Annotated in this window: 19 protein-coding genes; 3 read left to right on the top strand and 16 right to left on the bottom strand. The window is 73.1% G+C overall.

The annotated features are described in order from the left end of the window. Window position 1: 1 nt before the first annotated feature. From MRBLML1_RS16920 to deoC, 4 genes are read right to left on the bottom strand one after another with little or no spacing between them, the layout of a single operon-like run. Window positions 2–205, bottom strand: coding sequence for a DUF3099 domain-containing protein (locus MRBLML1_RS16920; RefSeq protein WP_364518045.1), 204 nt, complete (start codon window positions 203–205; stop codon window positions 2–4). Next, window positions 184–1,056, bottom strand: coding sequence for an aldehyde dehydrogenase family protein (locus tag MRBLML1_RS16915; protein ID WP_364518043.1), 873 nt, complete (start codon window positions 1,054–1,056; stop codon window positions 184–186). The genes MRBLML1_RS16920 and MRBLML1_RS16915 overlap by 22 nt, the downstream gene beginning before the upstream one ends. Continuing rightward, on the bottom strand, window positions 1,056–2,513 hold the full coding sequence (locus tag MRBLML1_RS16910) for an aldehyde dehydrogenase family protein (RefSeq protein ID WP_364518041.1): 1,458 nt from the start codon (window positions 2,511–2,513) through the stop codon (window positions 1,056–1,058). Before MRBLML1_RS16910 ends, MRBLML1_RS16915 begins: the two co-directional genes overlap by 1 nt. After that, entirely contained in the window at window positions 2,513–3,496 is a 984-nt protein-coding gene (gene deoC / locus MRBLML1_RS16905) for a deoxyribose-phosphate aldolase (RefSeq protein WP_364518039.1), read from the bottom strand. The genes MRBLML1_RS16910 and deoC overlap by 1 nt, the downstream gene beginning before the upstream one ends. An 18-nt stretch (window positions 3,497–3,514) precedes the next feature. Between deoC and MRBLML1_RS16900 the strand changes: the two genes are divergently transcribed. Further along, window positions 3,515–4,102, top strand: coding sequence for a hypothetical protein (locus tag MRBLML1_RS16900; protein ID WP_364518037.1), 588 nt, complete (start codon window positions 3,515–3,517; stop codon window positions 4,100–4,102). A 30-nt stretch (window positions 4,103–4,132) separates the two neighbouring features. Beyond that, window positions 4,133–4,705 carry an FKBP-type peptidyl-prolyl cis-trans isomerase gene (locus tag MRBLML1_RS16895; RefSeq protein ID WP_364518035.1) on the top strand — a complete coding sequence of 191 codons (573 nt, stop codon included), beginning with the start codon at window positions 4,133–4,135 and terminating at the stop codon, window positions 4,703–4,705. On the opposite strand, the gene MRBLML1_RS16890 is transcribed toward MRBLML1_RS16895, so the two are convergent. From MRBLML1_RS16890 to MRBLML1_RS16880, 3 genes are read right to left on the bottom strand one after another with little or no spacing between them, the layout of a single operon-like run. Further along, complete coding sequence (locus tag MRBLML1_RS16890; protein ID WP_364518033.1) at window positions 4,698–6,374, bottom strand: phospho-sugar mutase; 1,677 nt, start codon at window positions 6,372–6,374, stop codon at window positions 4,698–4,700. The two genes, MRBLML1_RS16895 and MRBLML1_RS16890, sit on opposite strands and share 8 nt — an antisense overlap. Before the next feature lie 22 nt (window positions 6,375–6,396). After that, on the bottom strand, window positions 6,397–7,386 hold the full coding sequence (locus MRBLML1_RS16885) for an aldo/keto reductase (protein ID WP_364518031.1): 990 nt from the start codon (window positions 7,384–7,386) through the stop codon (window positions 6,397–6,399). A 33-nt stretch (window positions 7,387–7,419) separates the two neighbouring features. After that, window positions 7,420–7,800, bottom strand: a complete 381-nt coding sequence (locus MRBLML1_RS16880; protein WP_364518029.1) for a MerR family transcriptional regulator — start codon at window positions 7,798–7,800, stop codon at window positions 7,420–7,422. A 58-nt stretch (window positions 7,801–7,858) separates the two neighbouring features. On the opposite strand from MRBLML1_RS16880, the gene MRBLML1_RS16875 reads away from it, so the two are divergent. Next, window positions 7,859–8,296: an SRPBCC family protein gene (locus tag MRBLML1_RS16875; protein ID WP_364518027.1), complete on the top strand. Its 438-nt coding sequence runs from the start codon at window positions 7,859–7,861 to the stop codon at window positions 8,294–8,296. On the opposite strand, the gene MRBLML1_RS16870 is transcribed toward MRBLML1_RS16875, so the two are convergent. From MRBLML1_RS16870 to MRBLML1_RS16830, 9 genes are all read right to left on the bottom strand, one after another. Then, window positions 8,223–8,813, bottom strand: a complete 591-nt coding sequence (locus tag MRBLML1_RS16870; protein ID WP_364518025.1) for a VanZ family protein — start codon at window positions 8,811–8,813, stop codon at window positions 8,223–8,225. The genes MRBLML1_RS16875 and MRBLML1_RS16870 overlap by 74 nt on opposite strands. Window positions 8,814–8,865: 52 nt before the next feature. Next, on the bottom strand, window positions 8,866–9,534 hold the full coding sequence (locus tag MRBLML1_RS16865) for a heme oxygenase (biliverdin-producing) (protein ID WP_364518023.1): 669 nt from the start codon (window positions 9,532–9,534) through the stop codon (window positions 8,866–8,868). Window positions 9,535–9,639: 105 nt separating this feature from the next. Further along, window positions 9,640–10,206 (bottom strand): TetR/AcrR family transcriptional regulator, encoded by a 567-nt coding sequence (locus MRBLML1_RS16860; RefSeq protein ID WP_364518021.1) that lies wholly within the window; start codon window positions 10,204–10,206, stop codon window positions 9,640–9,642. Window positions 10,207–10,303: 97 nt separating this feature from the next. Beyond that, window positions 10,304–12,499, bottom strand: a complete 2,196-nt coding sequence (locus tag MRBLML1_RS16855; protein ID WP_364518019.1) for an Ig-like domain repeat protein — start codon at window positions 12,497–12,499, stop codon at window positions 10,304–10,306. Then, window positions 12,496–13,785: a hypothetical protein gene (locus tag MRBLML1_RS16850; RefSeq protein WP_364518017.1), complete on the bottom strand. Its 1,290-nt coding sequence runs from the start codon at window positions 13,783–13,785 to the stop codon at window positions 12,496–12,498. Before MRBLML1_RS16850 ends, MRBLML1_RS16855 begins: the two co-directional genes overlap by 4 nt. Next, the gene (locus MRBLML1_RS16845) at window positions 13,782–14,933 is read right to left on the bottom strand and encodes a hypothetical protein (RefSeq protein WP_364518015.1); all 1,152 of its coding nucleotides are present in this window, start codon (window positions 14,931–14,933) and stop codon (window positions 13,782–13,784) included. Before MRBLML1_RS16845 ends, MRBLML1_RS16850 begins: the two co-directional genes overlap by 4 nt. Further along, a complete protein-coding gene (locus tag MRBLML1_RS16840; RefSeq protein ID WP_364518013.1) occupies window positions 14,930–15,727 on the bottom strand; it encodes a heme ABC transporter ATP-binding protein in 798 nt (265 codons plus the stop codon). The genes MRBLML1_RS16845 and MRBLML1_RS16840 overlap by 4 nt, the downstream gene beginning before the upstream one ends. Next, the gene (locus MRBLML1_RS16835; RefSeq protein WP_364518011.1) at window positions 15,724–16,818 is read right to left on the bottom strand and encodes a FecCD family ABC transporter permease; all 1,095 of its coding nucleotides are present in this window, start codon (window positions 16,816–16,818) and stop codon (window positions 15,724–15,726) included. The genes MRBLML1_RS16840 and MRBLML1_RS16835 overlap by 4 nt, the downstream gene beginning before the upstream one ends. Then, window positions 16,815–17,936, bottom strand: coding sequence for a heme/hemin ABC transporter substrate-binding protein (locus tag MRBLML1_RS16830; RefSeq protein WP_364518009.1), 1,122 nt, complete (start codon window positions 17,934–17,936; stop codon window positions 16,815–16,817). The genes MRBLML1_RS16835 and MRBLML1_RS16830 overlap by 4 nt, the downstream gene beginning before the upstream one ends. Between the last annotated feature and the right edge of the window lie 217 nt (window positions 17,937–18,153).

Raw genomic sequence — 18,153 nt, 5'->3', positions numbered from 1 at the left:
CTCAGCCGTCGCCGCCGCGCGACCCGCGGTTGGCGAGGACCACCGCCACCGGCGGGATCACCGCGGCGACCGCGCTCATCCCCACGGCGAGCGGGACCGAGAACAGCCGGACCACGTTCCACGCCAGCACGATGAGGACCAGGCAGGTCCCCATCATCCAGACGTAGGTGCGCCGGCGGCGGCTCAGATCCCGGTCGGGTGCCACACCGTCTTCGTCTCCACGAACGCGGTCATCGGCGAGAGGCCGGGCTCGGCGGCCCAGTCCGGCTCGGCGACGGGCGCGCGTCGCACCCGCTTGAGGTTGTCGGCCGCGGCCACCTCCAGCTCGGTCGCGAGCTCGGGGGAGCCGGCGACACCGGCGAGGTCGATGGCGTTGACGTCCATGTGCGCGGCCAGCCAGGGCCCCAGCGTGGCGGCGTCACCGGTGAGGATGTTGACCACCCCGCCCGGCACGTCGGAGGTGGCGAGCACCTCGGAGAAGGTCACCGCCGGCAGCGGCCGGGCGTACGACGACACGACCACCACGACGTTGCCGGTGACGATCGCGGGGGCGATCACGGAGACCAGTCCCAGCAGCGACGACGTCTGCGGCGCGAGCACACCGACCACGCCGGTCGGCTCGGGCGCGGAGTGGTTGAAGAACGGGCCGGAGACCGGGTTGGCGTTGCCGATCACCTGGGCGAGCTTGTCGGCCCAGCCGGCGTACCAGACCAGGCGGTCGACGGCGGCGTCCACCTGGGCGCGGGCCGCGGCGGCCGAGGCGCCCTCGGACTGGCGCACGGCCTCCTCGAACTGCGGGCGGCGGTCCTCCATCACCTCGGCGATCCGGTAGAGGACCTGGCCGCGGTTGTAGGCGGTGCGTCCCGACCACGAGCCGAAGGCCTTGCGGGCCGCGACGACCGCGTCGCGGACGTCCTTGCGCGAGGCGAGGGCGGCGTTGGCCACGAACTTCCCCTTGCTGTCGGTGACCTCGTAGGAGTAGCCCGACTCCGAGCGCGGGAAGGCGCCGCCGATGTAGAGCTTGTAGGTCTTGCGGACGTCGATGCGCGCGGCCATCAGATGTCACCCTTCAGGTACGCGGCGAGGCCCTGGCGCCCGCCCTCACGGCCGTAGCCCGACTCCTTGTAGCCGCCGAACGGGCTGGCCGGGTCGAACTTGTTGAACGTGTTGGCCCACACCACGCCGGCGCGCAGCGCGGAGGCCATGTGCAGGATGCGGGAGCCCTTCTCGGTCCACACCCCCGCCGAGAGCCCGTACGGCGTGTTGTTGGCCTTCTCGATGGCCTCACCGGGCGTGCGGAAGGTCAGCACCGACAGCACCGGGCCGAACACCTCCTCGCGCGCGATCCGGTGCGCCTGGGTGACGCCGGTGAAGATCGTGGGCGGGAACCAGAAGCCCGACGACGGCAGGTCGCAGGCCGGGGCCCAGCGCTCGGCCCCCTCGGCCTCGCCGACGGCGGAGAGCTCGCGGATGCGGTCGAGCTGCTCGCGGGAGTTGATCGCGCCGATGTCGGTGTTCTTGTCGAGCGGGTCGCCGACGCGCAGCGTGCCCATCCGGCGCTTGAGCCTGGCCAGCACCTCCTCGGCCACCGACTCCTGCACCAGCAGGCGCGAGCCCGCGCAGCACACGTGGCCCTGGTTGAAGAAGATGCCGCTGACGATGCCCTCGACCGCCTGGTCGATGGGAGCGTCGTCGAAGACGATGTTGGCGGCCTTGCCGCCGAGCTCCAGGGTGGCCTTCTTCTCGGTGCCGGCGATCGCGCGGGCGATGGCCTTGCCGACGGCGGTGGAGCCGGTGAAGGCGACCTTGTCGACGTCCGGGTGGGACACCACGGCCTGGCCGGTGGCGCCGGCGCCGGTGACGATGTTGACGACGCCCGGCGGCAGGTCGGCCTGCTGGCAGATCTCCGCGAAGAGCAGCGCCGTGAGGGGAGTGGTCTCGGCCGGCTTGAGCACGACCGTGTTGCCGCACGCCAGTGCCGGGGCCACCTTCCACGCCAGCATGAGCAGCGGGAAGTTCCACGGGATGACCTGGCCGGCGACGCCCAGCGGCTGCGGGTTCGGGCCGAGCCCGGCGTAGTCGAGCTTGTCGGCCCAGCCGGCGTAGTAGAAGAAGTGCGCCGCCACGACCGGCACGTCGACGTCGCGGCTCTCCTTGATCGGCTTGCCGTTGTCGATCGACTCCAGCACGGCCAGCTCGCGGCCGCGCTCCTGGATGATCCGGGCGATCCGGAACAGGTACTTCGCCCGCTCCTTGCCCGACGTCCGCGACCAGCCGCGGAAGGCGCGACGGGCGGCCTTCACGGCCAGGTCGACGTCGGCCTCGGACGCCTCGGCGACCTCGGCGAGGGTCTCCTCGGTGGCCGGGTTGATCGTCTTGAACGACGACCCGCGGCCGTCGACGAACTCGCCGTCGACGAACAGGCCGTAGGACGGCTTGATGTCGACGATGCTCCGCGACTCCGGAGCCGGTGCGTACTCGAACTTGTCGGTAGAGCCTGTCGAAACCATCATCAGTCCAAGGTGAAGTAGTCGGGACCGCTGTAGCGGCCGGTGGTCATCTTCGTGCGCTGCATGAGCAGGTCGTTGAGCAGCGTGGAGGCGCCGAACCGGAACCAGTCCGGGTCGAGCCAGTCGTCGCCGGCGACCTCGTTGACCATGACGAGGTACTTGATCGCGTCCTTGGCGGTGCGGATGCCGCCGGCCGGCTTCACGCCGATCTGCACGCCGGTGGCCTCGCGGAAGTCGCGCACCGCCTCCAGCATCACCAGGGTGACCGGCAGGGTCGCCGCCGGCTGCACCTTGCCGGTGGAGGTCTTGATGAAGTCGGTGCCCGCGAGCATCGCCAGCCACGAGGCGCGGCGGACGTTGTCGTAGGTCTGCAGCTCGCCGGTCTCGAAGATCACCTTGAGGTGGGCGTGCGAGCCGTCGGGCCGCACGCACGCCTCACGGGTGGCGACGATCTCCTCGAAGACCTGCAGGTAGCGACCGGCCAGGAAGGCGCCGCGGTCGATGACCATGTCGATCTCGTCGGCGCCGTTGGCCACCGCGTCGCGGGTGTCGGCCAGCTTGACCTCCATCGAGGCGCGGCCGCTGGGGAAGGCGGTGGCGACGGCGGCGACGTTGACCTCGTCGCCGACGATCGCCTTCACCTCGCCGACCAGGTCGCCGTAGACGCACACGGCGGCGACCGAGGGGACCGACGGGTCGGCCGGGTCGGGGCGCAGCGCCTTGGCGGCGAGCGCCCGCACCTTGCCGGGGGTGTCCTGGCCCTCCAGCGTGGTCAGGTCGACCATCCGGATGGCCAGGTCGAGCGCCCAGGCCTTGGCGGTGGTCTTGATCGAGCGGGTCCCGAGCCCGGCGGCGCGGGCCTCCGCGCCGACCTGGTCGACGCCGGGCAGGCCGTGCAGGAAACGCCGGAGCGCGGCGTCGCTGGCGGTCACCTCGGCGTACGCCGCGAGTCCCGGCACGGGATCGGTGGGGGCGGTGGTCGGCATTGACTCAGCATAGGGTTGGTGACCGTGCAGAGCGAAGGTGTCGACAAGCCCGAGCGCTACAGCTCCGGCGGCCAGATCAGCGGTGCGCTCGGACTGGCCGGCGTCCTCGCCGTGGCCCTCTACGGAGTGGTGCAGCCCGATGCGGGCTACGCGCCGTGGTTCTGGGCGCTGCTGCTCCTGGTGGCCGTGCTCGTCCACGTCGTGCTGCTGCGCCCGGCCGTCGTCCTGCACGCCGGTGAGGTCGAGCTGCGAAACCTGCTGTCGTCGTGGTGGGTCCCCTACGGCCGCCTCACCGGTGTCGAGGTCAAGCAGATGACCAAGCTCCACGTCTCCGGGGAGAAGTACGTCGGCGCCGGCTTCGGCCGCTCGCGGGCGACCATCCGCCGCGACGGCGCCATCGGCGCGGCCCCGGGGGAGCAGCCCAGGGACGTGGAGGAGAAGGCCTCGCTCGGCCACCTCGTCGAGGCCAAGCTGGTGCGCCGGATGAACGGTGCGAAGCACGCCGCGGCCGAGGCGGGCCCGGTACGTCGTACCTGGGCGTGGCCGGAGGTCGCCGCGATCGCCGTGCTGGTGGTCGTCACCTTGGTGACGGCACTCCTGTCCTGAGCCTTGCCGTGCGCTCGTAGGCTGCACGCCATGCAGACCCCGGCCCGGCTCCTCGCCGCCTCCGTCCTGTCCCTGGCCGTGCTCGCCACCAGCGCGTGCAGCGACTCCGGCGACGACAAGGCCTCCGACAGCTCGTCGTCCACCTCGCCCTCGACGTCCCCGTCGGAGGCGGGCACGACCGAGGCGACCGGCGCCGCGTGCACGGCCGACGACATCGAGGTCGAGGGCGGCTTCGGCGACAAGCCGACGATCACGATCCCCGACGACTGCTCGCCGCCGACCACCCTGCTCACCAAGGACCTGGTCACCGGCAGCGGCCCGAAGGCCGCCGAGGGCGGCTCGGTGGAGTCGAACTACCACCTCGTCACCTGGTCGGACAAGCAGGTCCTGGACAGCTCCTTCGACCGCGGCCAGACCTTCACCGTCGAGCCGCTGGGCCAGGCCCAGGTCATCGCCGGCTGGAACCAGGGCCTGGTCGGGATGCAGAAGGGCACCCGGCGCCTGCTCGTCGTCCCGCCCGACCTGGGCTACGGCCAGGGCGGCCAGGGCATCGCGCCGAACGAGACCCTGGTCTTCGTCATCGACGCGGTGAACGTCAGCTGATCCCCGCCGCCGCGGCGATGTCCGCGCGCAGGCCGGCGAGCCGCTCGGCGGCCGTGGCCCGGGCTGCGGCGAGGTCCCCGTCGCCGACCGGTACGACGGCCTCCAGGTAGCACTTGAGCTTCGGCTCGGTGCCGCTCGGCCGCACGATCACCCGGCTGCCGTCGGCCGTGCGGTAGCGCAGCCCGTCGGTGGGCGGGAGGTCCGGCGTGCCCTGGCTCAGGTCGTCCGCCGCGGTGACCGCCGAGCCGCCGAGGGTGGCCGGGGGAGCGGTGCGCAGGCGCTCCATCGCGTCCGCGATCACCGAGAGGTCGGTGACCCGCACCGAGAGCTGGTCGGTGGCGTGCAGGCCGTGGGCGAGCGCGATGTCGTCGAGCAGGTCGCGCAGCGAGCGGCCGGCGGCCTTGGCCTCGGCGGCGATCTCGCACAGCACCAGGGCCGCGGAGACGCCGTCCTTGTCGGCGACGTGGACCGGGTCCACGCAGTAGCCGAGCGCCTCCTCGTAGCCGAACACCAGGTCCGGCAGCCGGCCGATCCACTTGAAGCCGGTCAGTGTCTCGGCGTACGGCTGGCCGGCGGCCCTGGCCATCGTGCCCAGCAGCGAGGAGGACACGATCGAGGTCGCGTAGACGCCCGCGCGGCCGGCGCGCAGCAGGTGGTCGGCGAGCAGCGCGCCCACCTCGTCGCCGCGCAGCATGGCCCACCCGTCCGGACCCGGTACGGCGAGCGCGCACCGGTCGGCGTCCGGGTCGTTGGCCACGACCAGGTCGGCGTCCGTCGCCTCGGCGAGGGCGATCGCGCGGTCGATCGCGCCCGGCTCCTCGGGGTTGGGGAAGGCGACCGTCGGGAACTCGGGGTCGGGCTGCTCCTGCTCGGTGACGATCGCCGGCGCGTCGAACCCGGCGGTCTCCAGCACCGAGGGCAGCGCGCTGGCGCCCACGCCGTGCAGCGGCGTGTAGACGATCGCGAGGTCACGCGGGCCGTCACCGGCGATCCCGGCGACGGTGTCGAGGTAGGCGTCCACGATCCCCTCGTCGAGCACCCGGCCGCCGGTCGTCCCCAGCGGCACCCGCGGCACCGAGGCGAGCGCGCCGACGGCGTCGATCCGCGCCGCGATGCCGCTGTCGGCGGGCGGCACGATCTGGCTGCCGTCGCCGAGGTAGACCTTGTAGCCGTTGTCCTGGGGCGGGTTGTGGCTCGCGGTGACCATCACCCCGGCCGCGCAGCCCAGCTCACGGATCGCGAACGCCAGCAGCGGCGTGGGCAGCGGGCGGGGGAGCAGCAGCGGCTTGAGGCCGGCGCCGGCCATCACCTCCGCGGTGTCGCGGGCGAAGACGTCGGAGTTGTGCCGCGCGTCGTACCCGATGACGACGGGGGTGCCGGGCTCGGTGCCCTCCGCGAGGAGGTACGCCGCCAGGCCGGCCGCCGCGCGGATCACGACGACCCGGTTCATCCGGTTCGGGCCCGCGCCGAGGGCGCCGCGCAGCCCCGCCGTACCGAACTCCAGGGTGCCCCGGAACCGGTCGGCGAGGTCTGCCGCGGCCTCCTCGTCGAGCCCGTCCTCGACAGCGGCAATGATCCCGGAGAGCTCCTCCCGGGTCCGCTCGTCGGGGTCCTCCTTGAGCCAGGCCCGGGCGCGGGAGATGAGCACGTCGATGTCGGGGGTGGTCACCGGACCACCGTAGTACCCCGGCTCAGGCGTCGATGGTGCTCATGTCGCCGTACCGCTCCCCGGCGACGGCGCCCTTCGGCACCGCCGTCTCGAGCGCGGCCAGGTCGTCGGCGTCGAGGGCGACGCCGGCGGCGGCGACGTTCTCCTCGAGGTACTTCACCCGCTTGGTCCCGGGGATCGGCGCCACGTCGTCACCCTGCGCCAGCACCCAGGCGAGCGCGAGCTGGCCGGGTGTGCAGCCCTTGGCGGCGGCGAGCTCCTTGAGCTTCTCGACCAGCGCCAGGTTGGTGGCGAGGTTGTCGCCCTGGAAGCGCGGGAAGTACGCCGTGGCGCGGCTGTCGCCCTCGTCCGGGGTCGCGGTGATGCCGCCGGTGAGCAGGCCGCGGCCGAGCGGGGAGTAGGGCACCAGGCCGATGCCGAGCTCGCGCAGGACCGGCAGGATCTCGTCCTCGAGGTCGCGGGTGAACAGGGAGTACTCCGTCTGCAGCGCGGTGATCGGGTGCACCGCGTGGGCGCGGCGGATGGTGTCCGCGGACGCCTCGGACAGTCCGAGGTGACGCACCTTGCCGGCCTCGACGAGCTCCTTCATCGCGCCGACCGTCTCCTCGATCGGGACGTCCTTGTCGACGCGGTGCTGGTAGTAGAGGTCGATGTGGTCGACGCCGAGGCGCTGCAGCGAGTCGTCGGCCGCCTTGTGGACGTAGTCGGGCCGGCCGTTGACACCGACCCGGGTGCCGTCGGGCAGCCGCTCGTTGCCGAACTTGGTGGCCAGCTGGACGCCGTCGCGGCGCCCGGCCAGGGCCTTGCCGACGAGACGCTCGTTGGTGAACGGGCCGTACATGTCGGCGGTGTCGAGGAAGGTGACGCCCAGGTCCAGGGCGCGGTGGATGGTCGCGATGCCGCTCGCCTCGTCCGGGCTGCCGTAGAACTCCGACATGCCCATGCAGCCGAGGCCGAGGGCGGAGACGGTGAGGGGCGAGGTAGCACCGAGGGTGCGGGTGGGGATCGTCATGTCCCCAGCCAACTCCTTGGAGCGCGCTCCAGGTCAAGCGGTGGTGCGCTCCAGCACACAATCGGTGTAGAGCGCGATCTTGTGGTCGATGGCCGCGAGGTGACCGGTGACCTCGGCGAGCTCGCGCAGCACCTGCTCGCGGTGTGCCTGCAGCAGGGCGAGCCGCTCCTCCTCGTTGCCGTGGCCGGCGCGCACCAGCGCGGCGTAGCGGCGGACGTCGCGGATCGGCATCCCGGTCGCCCGCAGGCGGGTGACCAGCCGGATCCAGGTGAGGTCGCGCTCGTCGTACTGGCGGTGGCCGCCGGTCGTGCGCGGGACCGGCCGCAGCAGCAGCCCGTCCTTCTCGTAGTAGCGCAGCGTGTCGGCGCTGAGCCCGAGCTCGTCGGACGCCTCGGCGATCGTCACTCCGGTCATCTCGCGATCTTCCCCCTTGGAGTGCGCTCCAGGTCAAGTCGGCGGGCAGGATGGAGGGGTGCCCCGTGCCTTCGAGTTCGCCGACCGCTGGGAGGTCGCCGCCCCGCCCGCGGAGGTCGCCGCCGTCCTGGTGGACCTGGAGCACTACCCGCGGTGGTGGCCGCAGGTGCGTGCCGTCGCCCGGCTCGGGCCGGACACCGCCTGGGTGTGCTGCCGCTCGGCGCTGCCCTACACCCTCGACCTGGTGCTCGACGCGGTCTCCCGGACCCCGCCGGTGGTCGAGGTCGCGATCAGCGGCGACCTCGACGGCTACGCCCGGTTCACCCTCACCGAGGTGGCGGGCGGGACCCGGCTGGACTTCGCGCAACGGGTGAGCGTGCGCGGCTGGCTCGCCGTGGCGTCGTACGCCGGCCGGCGGGTGCTCACCTGGAACCACGCCCGGATGATGGCCGGCTGTCGTGCCGGGCTCGGTGCCGCCACGGCCGCAGCACGATGACCAGCCCGAGCCCGACGGCCGCGCCGAGGACCGCGCCGGTGAGGTTGTCGACGACGTCGGTGACGTCGCACGCGCGGTCGATCCGGGCCAGCTCCAGCTGGGTCTTCTCGATCAGCGCGGAGTAGCCGCCAAGGGCCAGGATGCCGAGCGGGGCGAGGATCCAGCCGGCCCGCCAGCGGGCGACCGCGAGCACCAGCAGCGCGCCCGCGGGCACGAAGAGCACGGTGTTGAGGGTGCGCTGGCCGGACTCGAAGATCCAGAAGCCGTCGGGCGCGGGACCGCCGATGTCCCACGAGCAGGTCGTCATCCGGCCCTCCGCGGCGACGATGCCGGTGTGCGCCGAGGTCGGCACCAGGGTGACCGCGCCGATGACCGCGAGCGACCACACGAAGCCGGCGATCGCGAGCGCGGAGATCCAGCCGAGCGGGCGGGCCAGCAGCAGCGCGAGGGCCGCGCAGACCAGGCCGGCGACGCCGATCACGAGCAGCATGGCTCCGGTGCCGCCGAAGTCCACCATGGTGCAAGAGGCTATCGACCGGCACCAACGGCGGAGGACCGTGCGGGGGTGCTCAGGCCGCGCGGTAGCGGTCCAGCTGGCCGCCGAGCTCGTCGAAGAGCGCCTGGTTGAGCCCGAAGACGACCTTGACCTCCTCGACCACGCGGTCCACGTCCGCGGGGGAGAGGCCGAGCCCGTCGAGGCGGGCGCGGTAGGCGTCCTTGTAGGGCTTCGGCTTCGGGATCAGCGGGAAGTCGTAGAAGGCGACGCCGGTGCCCTCGGGCAGGTCGAAGGTGCGCGTCAGCACCCGGCCGATCACCTGGCCGCCGGACAGGTCGCCGAGGTAGCGCGTGTAGTGGTGGGCCAGCAGCAGGCCGCCCCAGTCGGCGCCCGCGCGGATCCGGTCGACGTACGCCGAGGCGGCGGCCGACTCGATGGTCTCGGGGTCGACGCCGGGGGCCCAGTGGGCGAGGTCGGCGTCGATGGCGGCGAGCCGGTCGAGCGCGGTGTCGTGGACGGCGGCGACGATCGGGTCGGCGGAGCGGTCGGCGAGGGTCGCCTCGAGCGCGGCGTAGACGCGGCGCAGGCGGAGCAGGAGGTCGGCGTACGCGGTGGCGTTGAGGCGGCCGTCGAGCAGCTCGGCCATGAAGCTCGAGCCCTCGGCGGCCTCGTGCTCGGCACGGGAGCCCTCGCGCATCGCGGCGGACAGCGTGGGGGCGGCGTGGGTGGTGCCCACGGACATGGGGACTCCTCGGAGAACGGGGTTTGCTGACTAAGTGTCAGTAAACGGGACGGGCGGTGTCAAGACCGCGCGCGAGAATTTCTTAGGGTGACCTAAGCCAGGCGATCAGGACATGTGGCCGAGGCCGCGGAGGACGAACTCCTCGACGGCCGGCACGGGCAGCTGGCGGGTCGCGAGGGCCGCGTGCAGCAGGGACATCGCGGCCTTGCGGTCGCTGACCCGGAAGGCGCCGGAGTCGATGCCCTCGTCGAGGATGTGCTCCAGCACCTCCTCCACCGCCGCGACGTGGTCGTGGATCTTCTCCATCGCCTCCTCGGAGAGGAGGTGGTAGAGGATCCCGCCCATGCCGGTGTGGAACTGCTGGCCGGCGCGGAGCTGGTGACGCAGGTAGACCCGGATCTTCGCGACCGGGTCCGGGACCAGGTCGAGGTCCCGGCGCAGGTCGGCCAGGTAGTGCTGGGTCTCCTCGGTCGCGAACGCGACGACGACCGCTTCCTTGTCCTTGAAGTGGTGGTAGATCGCGGTCCGGCCGATCTCGGCCCGGGCGGCGATCTGGGCCATCGTGATCGCGTCGAAGCTGCGCTCGTCCATCAGCTGCGCGAAGGCGTCGAAGATCCGGCGCCGCACCAGGTCGCGGTGGGCGGGGAGGGTCTCGGCGGCGATCTTCGGCACGATGTCGATTCTAGGCGCGGGGGACGGGTGGACGGGGGGCGCGGCGCGCGCGACCGGGTCCGGGAGGACCACCGGCCGCGCACGCCGCACCAGGGTGTCAGCGGCGGGCGGTCGCGAACTTCAGGGTGTACCGCGCGGCGTTGACCTGCGTGCTGCCGGCGTACGACGCGGTGAGGGTGTAGCGCCCCTTCGCCAGCCTCGGCAGGGCCACCACGGCGGTCCCGGCCGCGGTGAGCCGCACCCGCACCGACTTCACGGTGCGGCCCTTGGCGTTCTTCACCTGCACCGTGACGACGCCGGCGGGCTTCACGCCCGGGGCGGACACGGTGAACCGGATGCCGCCGGCCCGCGCACCGGTCGGCTTGCGGGTCCAGGCACCGCGCACGGTCGCGGCGACCTTGGCGACCCTGACCGCGATGGTGCGGACCGAGGCGCCCACGTTGCCGTCGCCGGCGAAGCGCGCGGTCAGCGCGTAGCTGCCCGGCGCCCGCTTGGGCAGGGTCACCGTGGCGACGCCGTTCACGAGCGCGGCGGAGGTGGTGAACACCGCGCCGGTCGAGGCCTTGAGCTGCACCTGCACGTCACCGCTCGGCACCACGCCCGAGACGGTCGGCGCGACGGTGACCCGCGCGCTGCCCGCGGCGAGCGGCGTGGGGGTGCGCAGCACCTGCACCGTGGTGGTGGAGGTGGTGGCGCCCACGGTGAAGCCCGCGGTGGCGCTGGCGGTGGTGATGTTGGCGTTGCCGTTCTCCGCGCCGTCGTAGGTCGCGGTGAGGGTGTAGCTGCCCGCGCCCTTCTTGGGCAGGGTGATCGCGGCGGCGCCCTCGGTGAGCGGGGAGGTGCCGGAGGCGACCTCGGTGTCACCGGCGTCGGTGACGCTCCACGCGACCGAGCCGGTGGCGTCGGCGCCGCCCGCGTCCGCGACGGTGACCGTCGCCGCGCCGTCCGCGACCTGGGTCGGGGCGGTGTCGACGGTGGCGCTCGCCGTACCGGGGGCGGCGGCGAAGGTCAGCGGGGTGGCGGTCTCGAACGAGGCCTCGGTGGCGCCCGAGCCGGGGTAGGTGAAGACGCCGTAGGTGGTCAGCGCCGACGGGTCGGCGACGGTGGCGACGGCCGCGTCGATGGCGGCCTTGTCGACGGTGAAGGTGGTGGTGAAGGTGCCGTCGGGCTTCAGCTCGAAGCCGCCCCCGTTGGCGATCGCCGGTTGGCTGAGCTCGGCGGCGGGCACGGCCCACTTCTGGGTGACGACCTTGCGGGCGCTGCTCGCGGCACCCTGCGAGGGCCGCCAGGTGTCGGCGAACTTGCCCACCACGACGTAGGCACCGGCGGGCCGCCCGCTGATCGGCTGCCGGGTGCCGACCGCGAGTGCCGGGTCGAAGCCGGAGCCGGTGACGGTCACCTGCTGGGCGCCGCTGGGCAGCAGCTCGGTGTCGGAGACGGTCACCTTCGGCGCGATGGCGAGGTCGACGTCGATCGGCAGCGCGGGCTTGTTGTCCTGCATGCCGCCGCAGCCGGTGGAGTAGAAGTGCGGCCGGACGCTGCCCGGGATCGCGTCGATGAACTCCTGCGGCCACGAGCCCCACCAGCCGGTGGCGCCGCCGTCGGTCGTGCAGGTGGTCGTCTGGGTGCCGCCCTCGGGGACGGTCACCGTGACGCCCTGGTAGTCCGGCTTCGCGCGGAAGGCGCCGAGGCTCTTCGGCGTGACCGAGCCCTCGCTGAACTCCAGCAGCGGCAGGCGGCCGAAGTCCTGGGCCTCCGTCGGGTTGCCGGACATGTCGACACCGGCGCCGAGCGCGAAGTTCATCGTCAGCTCGCCGTTGCCGTCGGCGTCGAGGGTGAGCTCGGGGTCGGAGTAGATCTCGTTCGGGGCGTTGAAGCTCGCCGGGTAGGCGTTGACGGTGTACGACCCGTCCCAGCTCACGTCGACCGCGCCGGTGGCGTCCTTGGTGCCGGTGCCGCTGGTGAACTTCACCGCGTTGGCGCTCTTCTGCGGGTTGGAGGCGGGCATCGAGGTTGCCGGGACCGGGTCCACGACGTACTCGGTCTGCGAACCGCCGGACACCGAGCCGGTCAGCTGGGTGACGTTGCCGCTCAGGTCCTTGTAGGTCCAGGGGCCGAAGATGCCCTTCTGGGCGTAGCCGTTGAGGCCCCAGGTCAGCGTCGCCGCGGACACGGGGGTGGCGGCGGGGTCAGCGGAGGCGTGCGGCGCGGAGGCCACGCCCAGGACGCTGAGCCCTGCGGTGGTGAGCGCGGCGGCGGCGAGGCCGGCGACGCTACGACGTGCGGTGGTCATCGGGTTCCTTTCAGGCGGTTCATCACGGGGTGGAACAAGGTGATTCCGACCGCCCCGAGCAGCAGGAGGAATCCGAGCGCCCACTCCCACCACGGCGCGCCCCGGTCGGGCCGGGCTGGTGCGGTGGAGGAGGAGGCGAGGGCGTACGCCACCGGCGGCTGGTACGACGCCGGAGGGCCGGCCGCGACGGGCGCGGCCGCGTCCGCCGGCTGGGCCGGCAGAGCCGGTCCGGCGGGCTGGACGGGCAGGGACGGCGCGGCCCGGGTGGGCGGCGCGGTCGGCTGGCTCGCCGGCGGGGGCTCCGCGCCGGCGGGGTTCGTGGGTTGCGGGGCCGGCGTCGTGGGGGTGGTCGGCGGCTTCTCCGGCTCGATGGCGGTCTTGGCGTCCCAGCTGATGCTCACCGGCTTGGTGACCTTGAACCGGTCGCCGCTGCCGCCGGAGGAGTACCAGTAGGGCGCCATGCCGACCTTCTCCAGGAAGCCGAGCAGGCCGGCCGGGACGGCGCCCCAGGTGGCCCCGGTGCGCACCTGCGGGGTGCCGGTGGCGGGCGCGTCGTACTTCACGCCGAGGTACTTGGTCGGGGCGGTGAAGCCCTTCTCGGCGCGGAGGTCGCCGGTGTCGACGCCGTCGAGCTGCGCGAGGGTGATGGAGGTGGCGGGGACGGGCGACCACTTGGTCATGTCCTCCATGGAGGAGGCGTAGCCCGAGCCGGTGGCGGTGATGCGGGCGGAGGTGGGGGTGACCTCCAGGACCGGGTCGGTGACCGAGAAGAAGGTCATCCCGGAGTAGTAGAAGACGGTGAACGAGCCCTTCCACCGGATCGTGGCGGTGCCGGCCGCGGGGTCGACCTCGCCGGTGCCGCCGGCGATCACGACCTGGTGACCGCTGAAGATCTCGACGGTCGGCCCGCCGAGGGACTGGCCGTCGGGGCCGGTCTTGAGGCCGGCGTAGGTCGCCAGGACCGGCCCCGCGGAGGTGACCTTCTCGATCCGGACCTTGCCCTCGCTCGCGCGCCAGGCGACGGCGCCGGTGCTGGGCCAGCGGGCCTGGTCGTTGATGACCTGGCCGCCCTTGCCGGGGTCGGGTGCCTTGCCGGCACCCGGGAAGTTGAAGGTCCCCGGTGCGAAGGCGTTGTTGTTGCTCTCGTCGTTGATGCCCCAGCGCAGGACCGCGTCGGTGACGGTGAAGGCACCCGGCTCGGCGGTGTCCTCCGCCGAGGCGGGGACGGCGGGCGGCGCGAGCAGCAGCGCGAGGAGCGCGCCGAGCAGCGAGGTGCGGCGGATCATGCGAGCGCTCCCGCCGGACGGCGGCGGCGCAGCAGCAGCCGGGTGCCGAGGCCGAGCAGGGCCAGGGCGAAGAGCGCGCCGGCGACGACGAGGAAGATCCGGGCGGCGCCGGAGTCGTCGTCGCTCGTGCTGGCGGCGGGAGCCGGCTCCGGCTGGTCGGCCGCGCGGACCGCGAACCGCTCGCTGGCCTGGCCTCCGGAGGCGGCGCCGGTGAGCCGCAGCTCGTGGGTGCCGGCCCGGAGGGTCGCCGGCAGCGGCAGGATGCCGGCGACCTCCCCGGAGGGCCCGGCGACGAGCGGGCCGATGCCGGCGGCACCGTCGTCGAGCACGCCGATCACCTGCTCGCCGGCGCTGAAGCCGGTGGCGGTGAAGGCGAGGGTGTTGCCGACCTTGGCGGTGAGCCGGTCGGTGCGCACCGTGGGGACGCCGGCCTTGACGGCCTTCCTCGGCGTCGCGGCGGTGGCCCCGGTGGCCCCGGTGGTCCCGGTGGCGCCGGTGGCGGCGGACTCGGCCGCGGGGGTGTCGGCGGGTGCGCTGTCCTCGGCCTGGCCGGCGGGCGCGGCGTCGTACACGGTGGTGAAGCGGACGGGGGTGAAGGACTCGTTCGCGGGGTTCTTCACCCCGTGGGCGCCGATGGTGATCACGCCGCAGGTGACCTTGCGGCAGTCGACGGAGACGACCTTGCCGTTGCGGTCGACGCTCTGGAAGGTCGGCCCGGGCACGGTGAGGTCGACCGAGAAGCGGCCCGCGGCGGTCAGCACGGCATTGGCCTCGGAGGCGGTCGAGCTGCCGGGGAAGGCGATGAACTTCAGGTAGCCCTGGTTGGCGGCGGCGTTCTCCGCGTCGGGGATGTAGCGGTAGTCGGTGCCGGTGACGCCGCCGCGCGAGGGCTTCCAGGAGCCGCCACGCGGGTCGTCGACCCAGCCGAACATCAGGTAGACCCCGCCGAAGCCGCCCTTGACGGTCTGGAAGCCGCGGCCGGTGATCGTGAGCCTGGTGCGGTACCTCAGGTCGGCGGACGCCGACCCGCGGTCGTTGACGACGGTGATCCGCGGCGCGGCCGAGGCGGGCGGCGCGGTGGCGACACCGGTGGTGAGCAACCCGGCCAGCAGGGCCAGGGCGAGGACGCGGTGGGCGGTCCGGGTCATGCGGTCTCCTCCCGGGACAGGGACGTACGACGGTCCGGGAGCACGAGCAGCTCGCCGGTCGCCGGATGGGTGAGCACGTCGATCGGGTGGTCGTAGACGAGGCTCAGCAGGGGAGCGGTGAACACCTCGGCCGGCGTGCCCTCGGCGGTGACCCGGCCACGGTGCAGCAGCGCGACCCGGTCGGCCCAGGCGGCGGCCAGGGACAGGTCGTGGAGCACGACGACCACGGCCGCGCCGGACATCGCCTCCTCCCGGGCCCGGGCCAGGACGGCCTCCTGGTGGCCGATGTCGAGGGCCGCGGTGGGCTCGTCGAGCAGCAGGACGCCGGTGCGCTGGGCCAGCGCGCGGGCGAAGGAGGTGCGGCCCTTCTCCCCGCCGGAGAGCAGGCTGAAGGGCTGCGCGGCCAGGCGCTCGACGTCGGTCGTGGCCATCACCTCGGCCACCACGCGGTCGTCCTCGTCCTCCTCGGGCAGTCCGCGCCACGGCGCGCGGCCCATCCGGACCACGTCCGCGGCCGGGAAGGGGAACGAGATCCGGTGCTCCTGGGTGAGCACCGCCCGCTCCCGCGCCATCGCGCGCAGCCTCCACTCCGCGAGCGGGCGGCCTTCCAGCTCGACCGTGCCGTCGTCGGGCACGACGTCGCCGGCGAGCACGGAGAGCAGGGTGGACTTGCCGGCGCCGTTGGGGCCGACGAGCGCGAGCACCTCGCGGCGTCGTACGTCGAGGTCGACGGCGTCGAGCACCGGGCGGTGGCCGTAGGACAGCGTGACTGCGCGAGCGGTCAGGGCATTCATGCCCAGCCTCCCGCCGTACGACGGGTGCGGCGCAGCAGCCAGAAGAAGAACGGCCCGCCGACCAGCGAGGTGAGCATGCCGAGCGGCAGGTCGGTGTAGGCGACGGCGGTGCGGGCGACGGTGTCGGCGCAGATCAGCACGAGCGCACCGGCGAGGGCGGAGGCGACGAGCAGGGTGCGGTGGGCCGGGCCGGTGACCATCCGCACCAGGTGCGGGACGACCAGGCCGACGAACGCGACGATGCCGCAGAAGCTCACCGCGGCGGCCGTCAGCAGGGCCACCACGACGATCAGCAGGATGCGCAGCGCCTCCACGTTGACCCCGAGGTGCCGCGCCGAGCGCTCGCCGAGCGCCAGCAGGTCGAGGCTGCGGGCGCAGGCCAGCGCCACCGCGACGCCCACGATCGCGAGCGGGGCGACGACCACGACGTACGACCACCGGCTGCCGTTGAGGCTGCCGAGCTGCCAGAACACGATGGACTCACGGGCCTGGGTGTCACCGAGGAACATCAGCAGCGCCAGCAGGGCACTGGCGACGGCGTTGACGGCGATGCCGGTCAGCACCAGGGTGACCACCTCGGTGCGCCCGTCGGACCGGGAGAGCGCGTAGACCAGCAGCGTGGTCACCAGGCCGCCGGCGAAGGCGCAGACCGGGATCGACCAGTCGCCGGCGAAGCGCAGGCCGAAGACGATGGCCGCACCGGCGGCCACGGCGGCGCCGGAGGAGACACCGACGACGCTGGGCTCGGCGAGCGGGTTGCCGAAGACGCCCTGCATCGCGGCGCCCGCGACCGCGAGCGAGGCGCCGACCACGACGGCCATCGCGATCCGGGAGAACCGGACGTTCCACAGGGTGTACTCCCCGCGCGGGTGCGTCGGCACCGGGCCGACGTCGAGGCCGAGGCGGTGCGCGATCGAGCCGAGGATCTCCTGGACCGGGATCTGCAGCTGGCCGGAGCCGCCGGCCACGAGGGTCGTCGCGACGAGGCCGAGCACCAGGCCGGCGTAGAGCAGCGCGGTACGACGGCGACGCCGCCGGTCCGCCACGGGAGCCGCCGGCGCGGCCACGGCCGCGGGCAGGGTGACCGTCACCTCGCGTCCTGCTTCGGCAGGCTGTCGGGGGCGTAGAGCGCGACGGCGAGGGCGTTGAGCACGTCGGCGGTGCGCGGGCCGTAGCTGAGCACCTGCGCGTCGTCCATCGCGATGACCCGCTTGTTCTCCCCGGCCGGGGTCTGCGCGAGGGCGGGGAACTGGTCGAGCAGACCGTCGATGCCGCCGACGGACTCCAGGCCCTTGTTCATCATCAAGATGGCGTCGGGCTGGGCCTTGATCAGGCCCTCGTCGTTGACGGGCTTCATGCCGTCCCAGCCGATCTCGCTGCTGACGTCGTAGCCCCCGGCGGCGGTGATGAGGGCGTCGGCCCCCGAGCCGCGTCCGAACATGTAGTAGACGTTCGCCTGGCCGCGCACGTAGAGGAAGATCATCCGCAGCTTTCCGGTGACGTCGGCGGGCGCGACCTTCGCGATCTCGGCCCGGACGGCGGCGGCCTCCTTCACGATCCGCTGCCCGAGCGCCTTGCCCTGCTCCGGCACGCCGAGCGCGTTCGCGACCTCCTGGGTCAGCGGCGCCAGGTTGTCGAGGTTGCGCTCGCTGTCGACGACGACGACCGGGATCCCGGCGTCGCGGACCTGGAGCACCACGTCCCAGGGCCCGAGCGAGGTGTCGGTGATCAGGATGGTCGGGTCGAGCTCGAGGATCGCCTCGGCGTTGAGCTCGTGGCCGTTCTGGGTGACCAGGGGGCGGTCCTCGATCTCGTCGTAGGCCGAGGACACGTCGCGCCCCACGATGTTGTCGCCGAGGCCGAGCTCGAAGACGGTCTGCGAGAGCGTGCCGTAGATGTCGAGCGCCAGGATCCGGTCGACGTCGGTGACCGTCACCTTCGTGCCCTGGACGTCGGTGACCGTGGCCGGGAGCGCCGGGGTCGGGTCCTCCTCGACCGGGCGGATGTCGGGCTCGGGGAGGTTGATGTCGACCTCGCCCTTCCAGGCGCGCGGGTCCGCCAGCGGGGTGACGTCGCCGATCGGCGGCACGTCGGTGTCCGGGCCGTCGCTGCCGTGCCCGCCGGCCCCGTCGAGGACGGGCCCGCAGGCGGTGGCGAGCAGGAGGAGGGCGGCCGCGAGGGCGGTGCGCAGAGAAGTGCGAGGGGACACGGAGAGGTGCTCTTTGCTGTCAGAGTGTCAGGAAAGGCGGAGCAAGGGCACCCTAACATGGCACTTAGGTTCGCCTAATTTCGGCGGCGTGATCTGCCTCTCACCTGCGCAGATGTCCGAGCGCGCTGCGCTCGGTCGGTGCTGACGAATTGTCAACAGTCGTCTTGACGGCGGTCGACACTTCGGTAAGGCTCACCTTACTTCGCTCGATCGCCGG

The organism is Nocardioides sp. LML1-1-1.1 (assembly GCF_040676175.1).
Classification (GTDB): Bacteria; Actinomycetota; Actinomycetes; order Propionibacteriales; family Nocardioidaceae; genus Nocardioides.
This window is presented reverse-complemented; position numbering and strand designations above follow the sequence as displayed.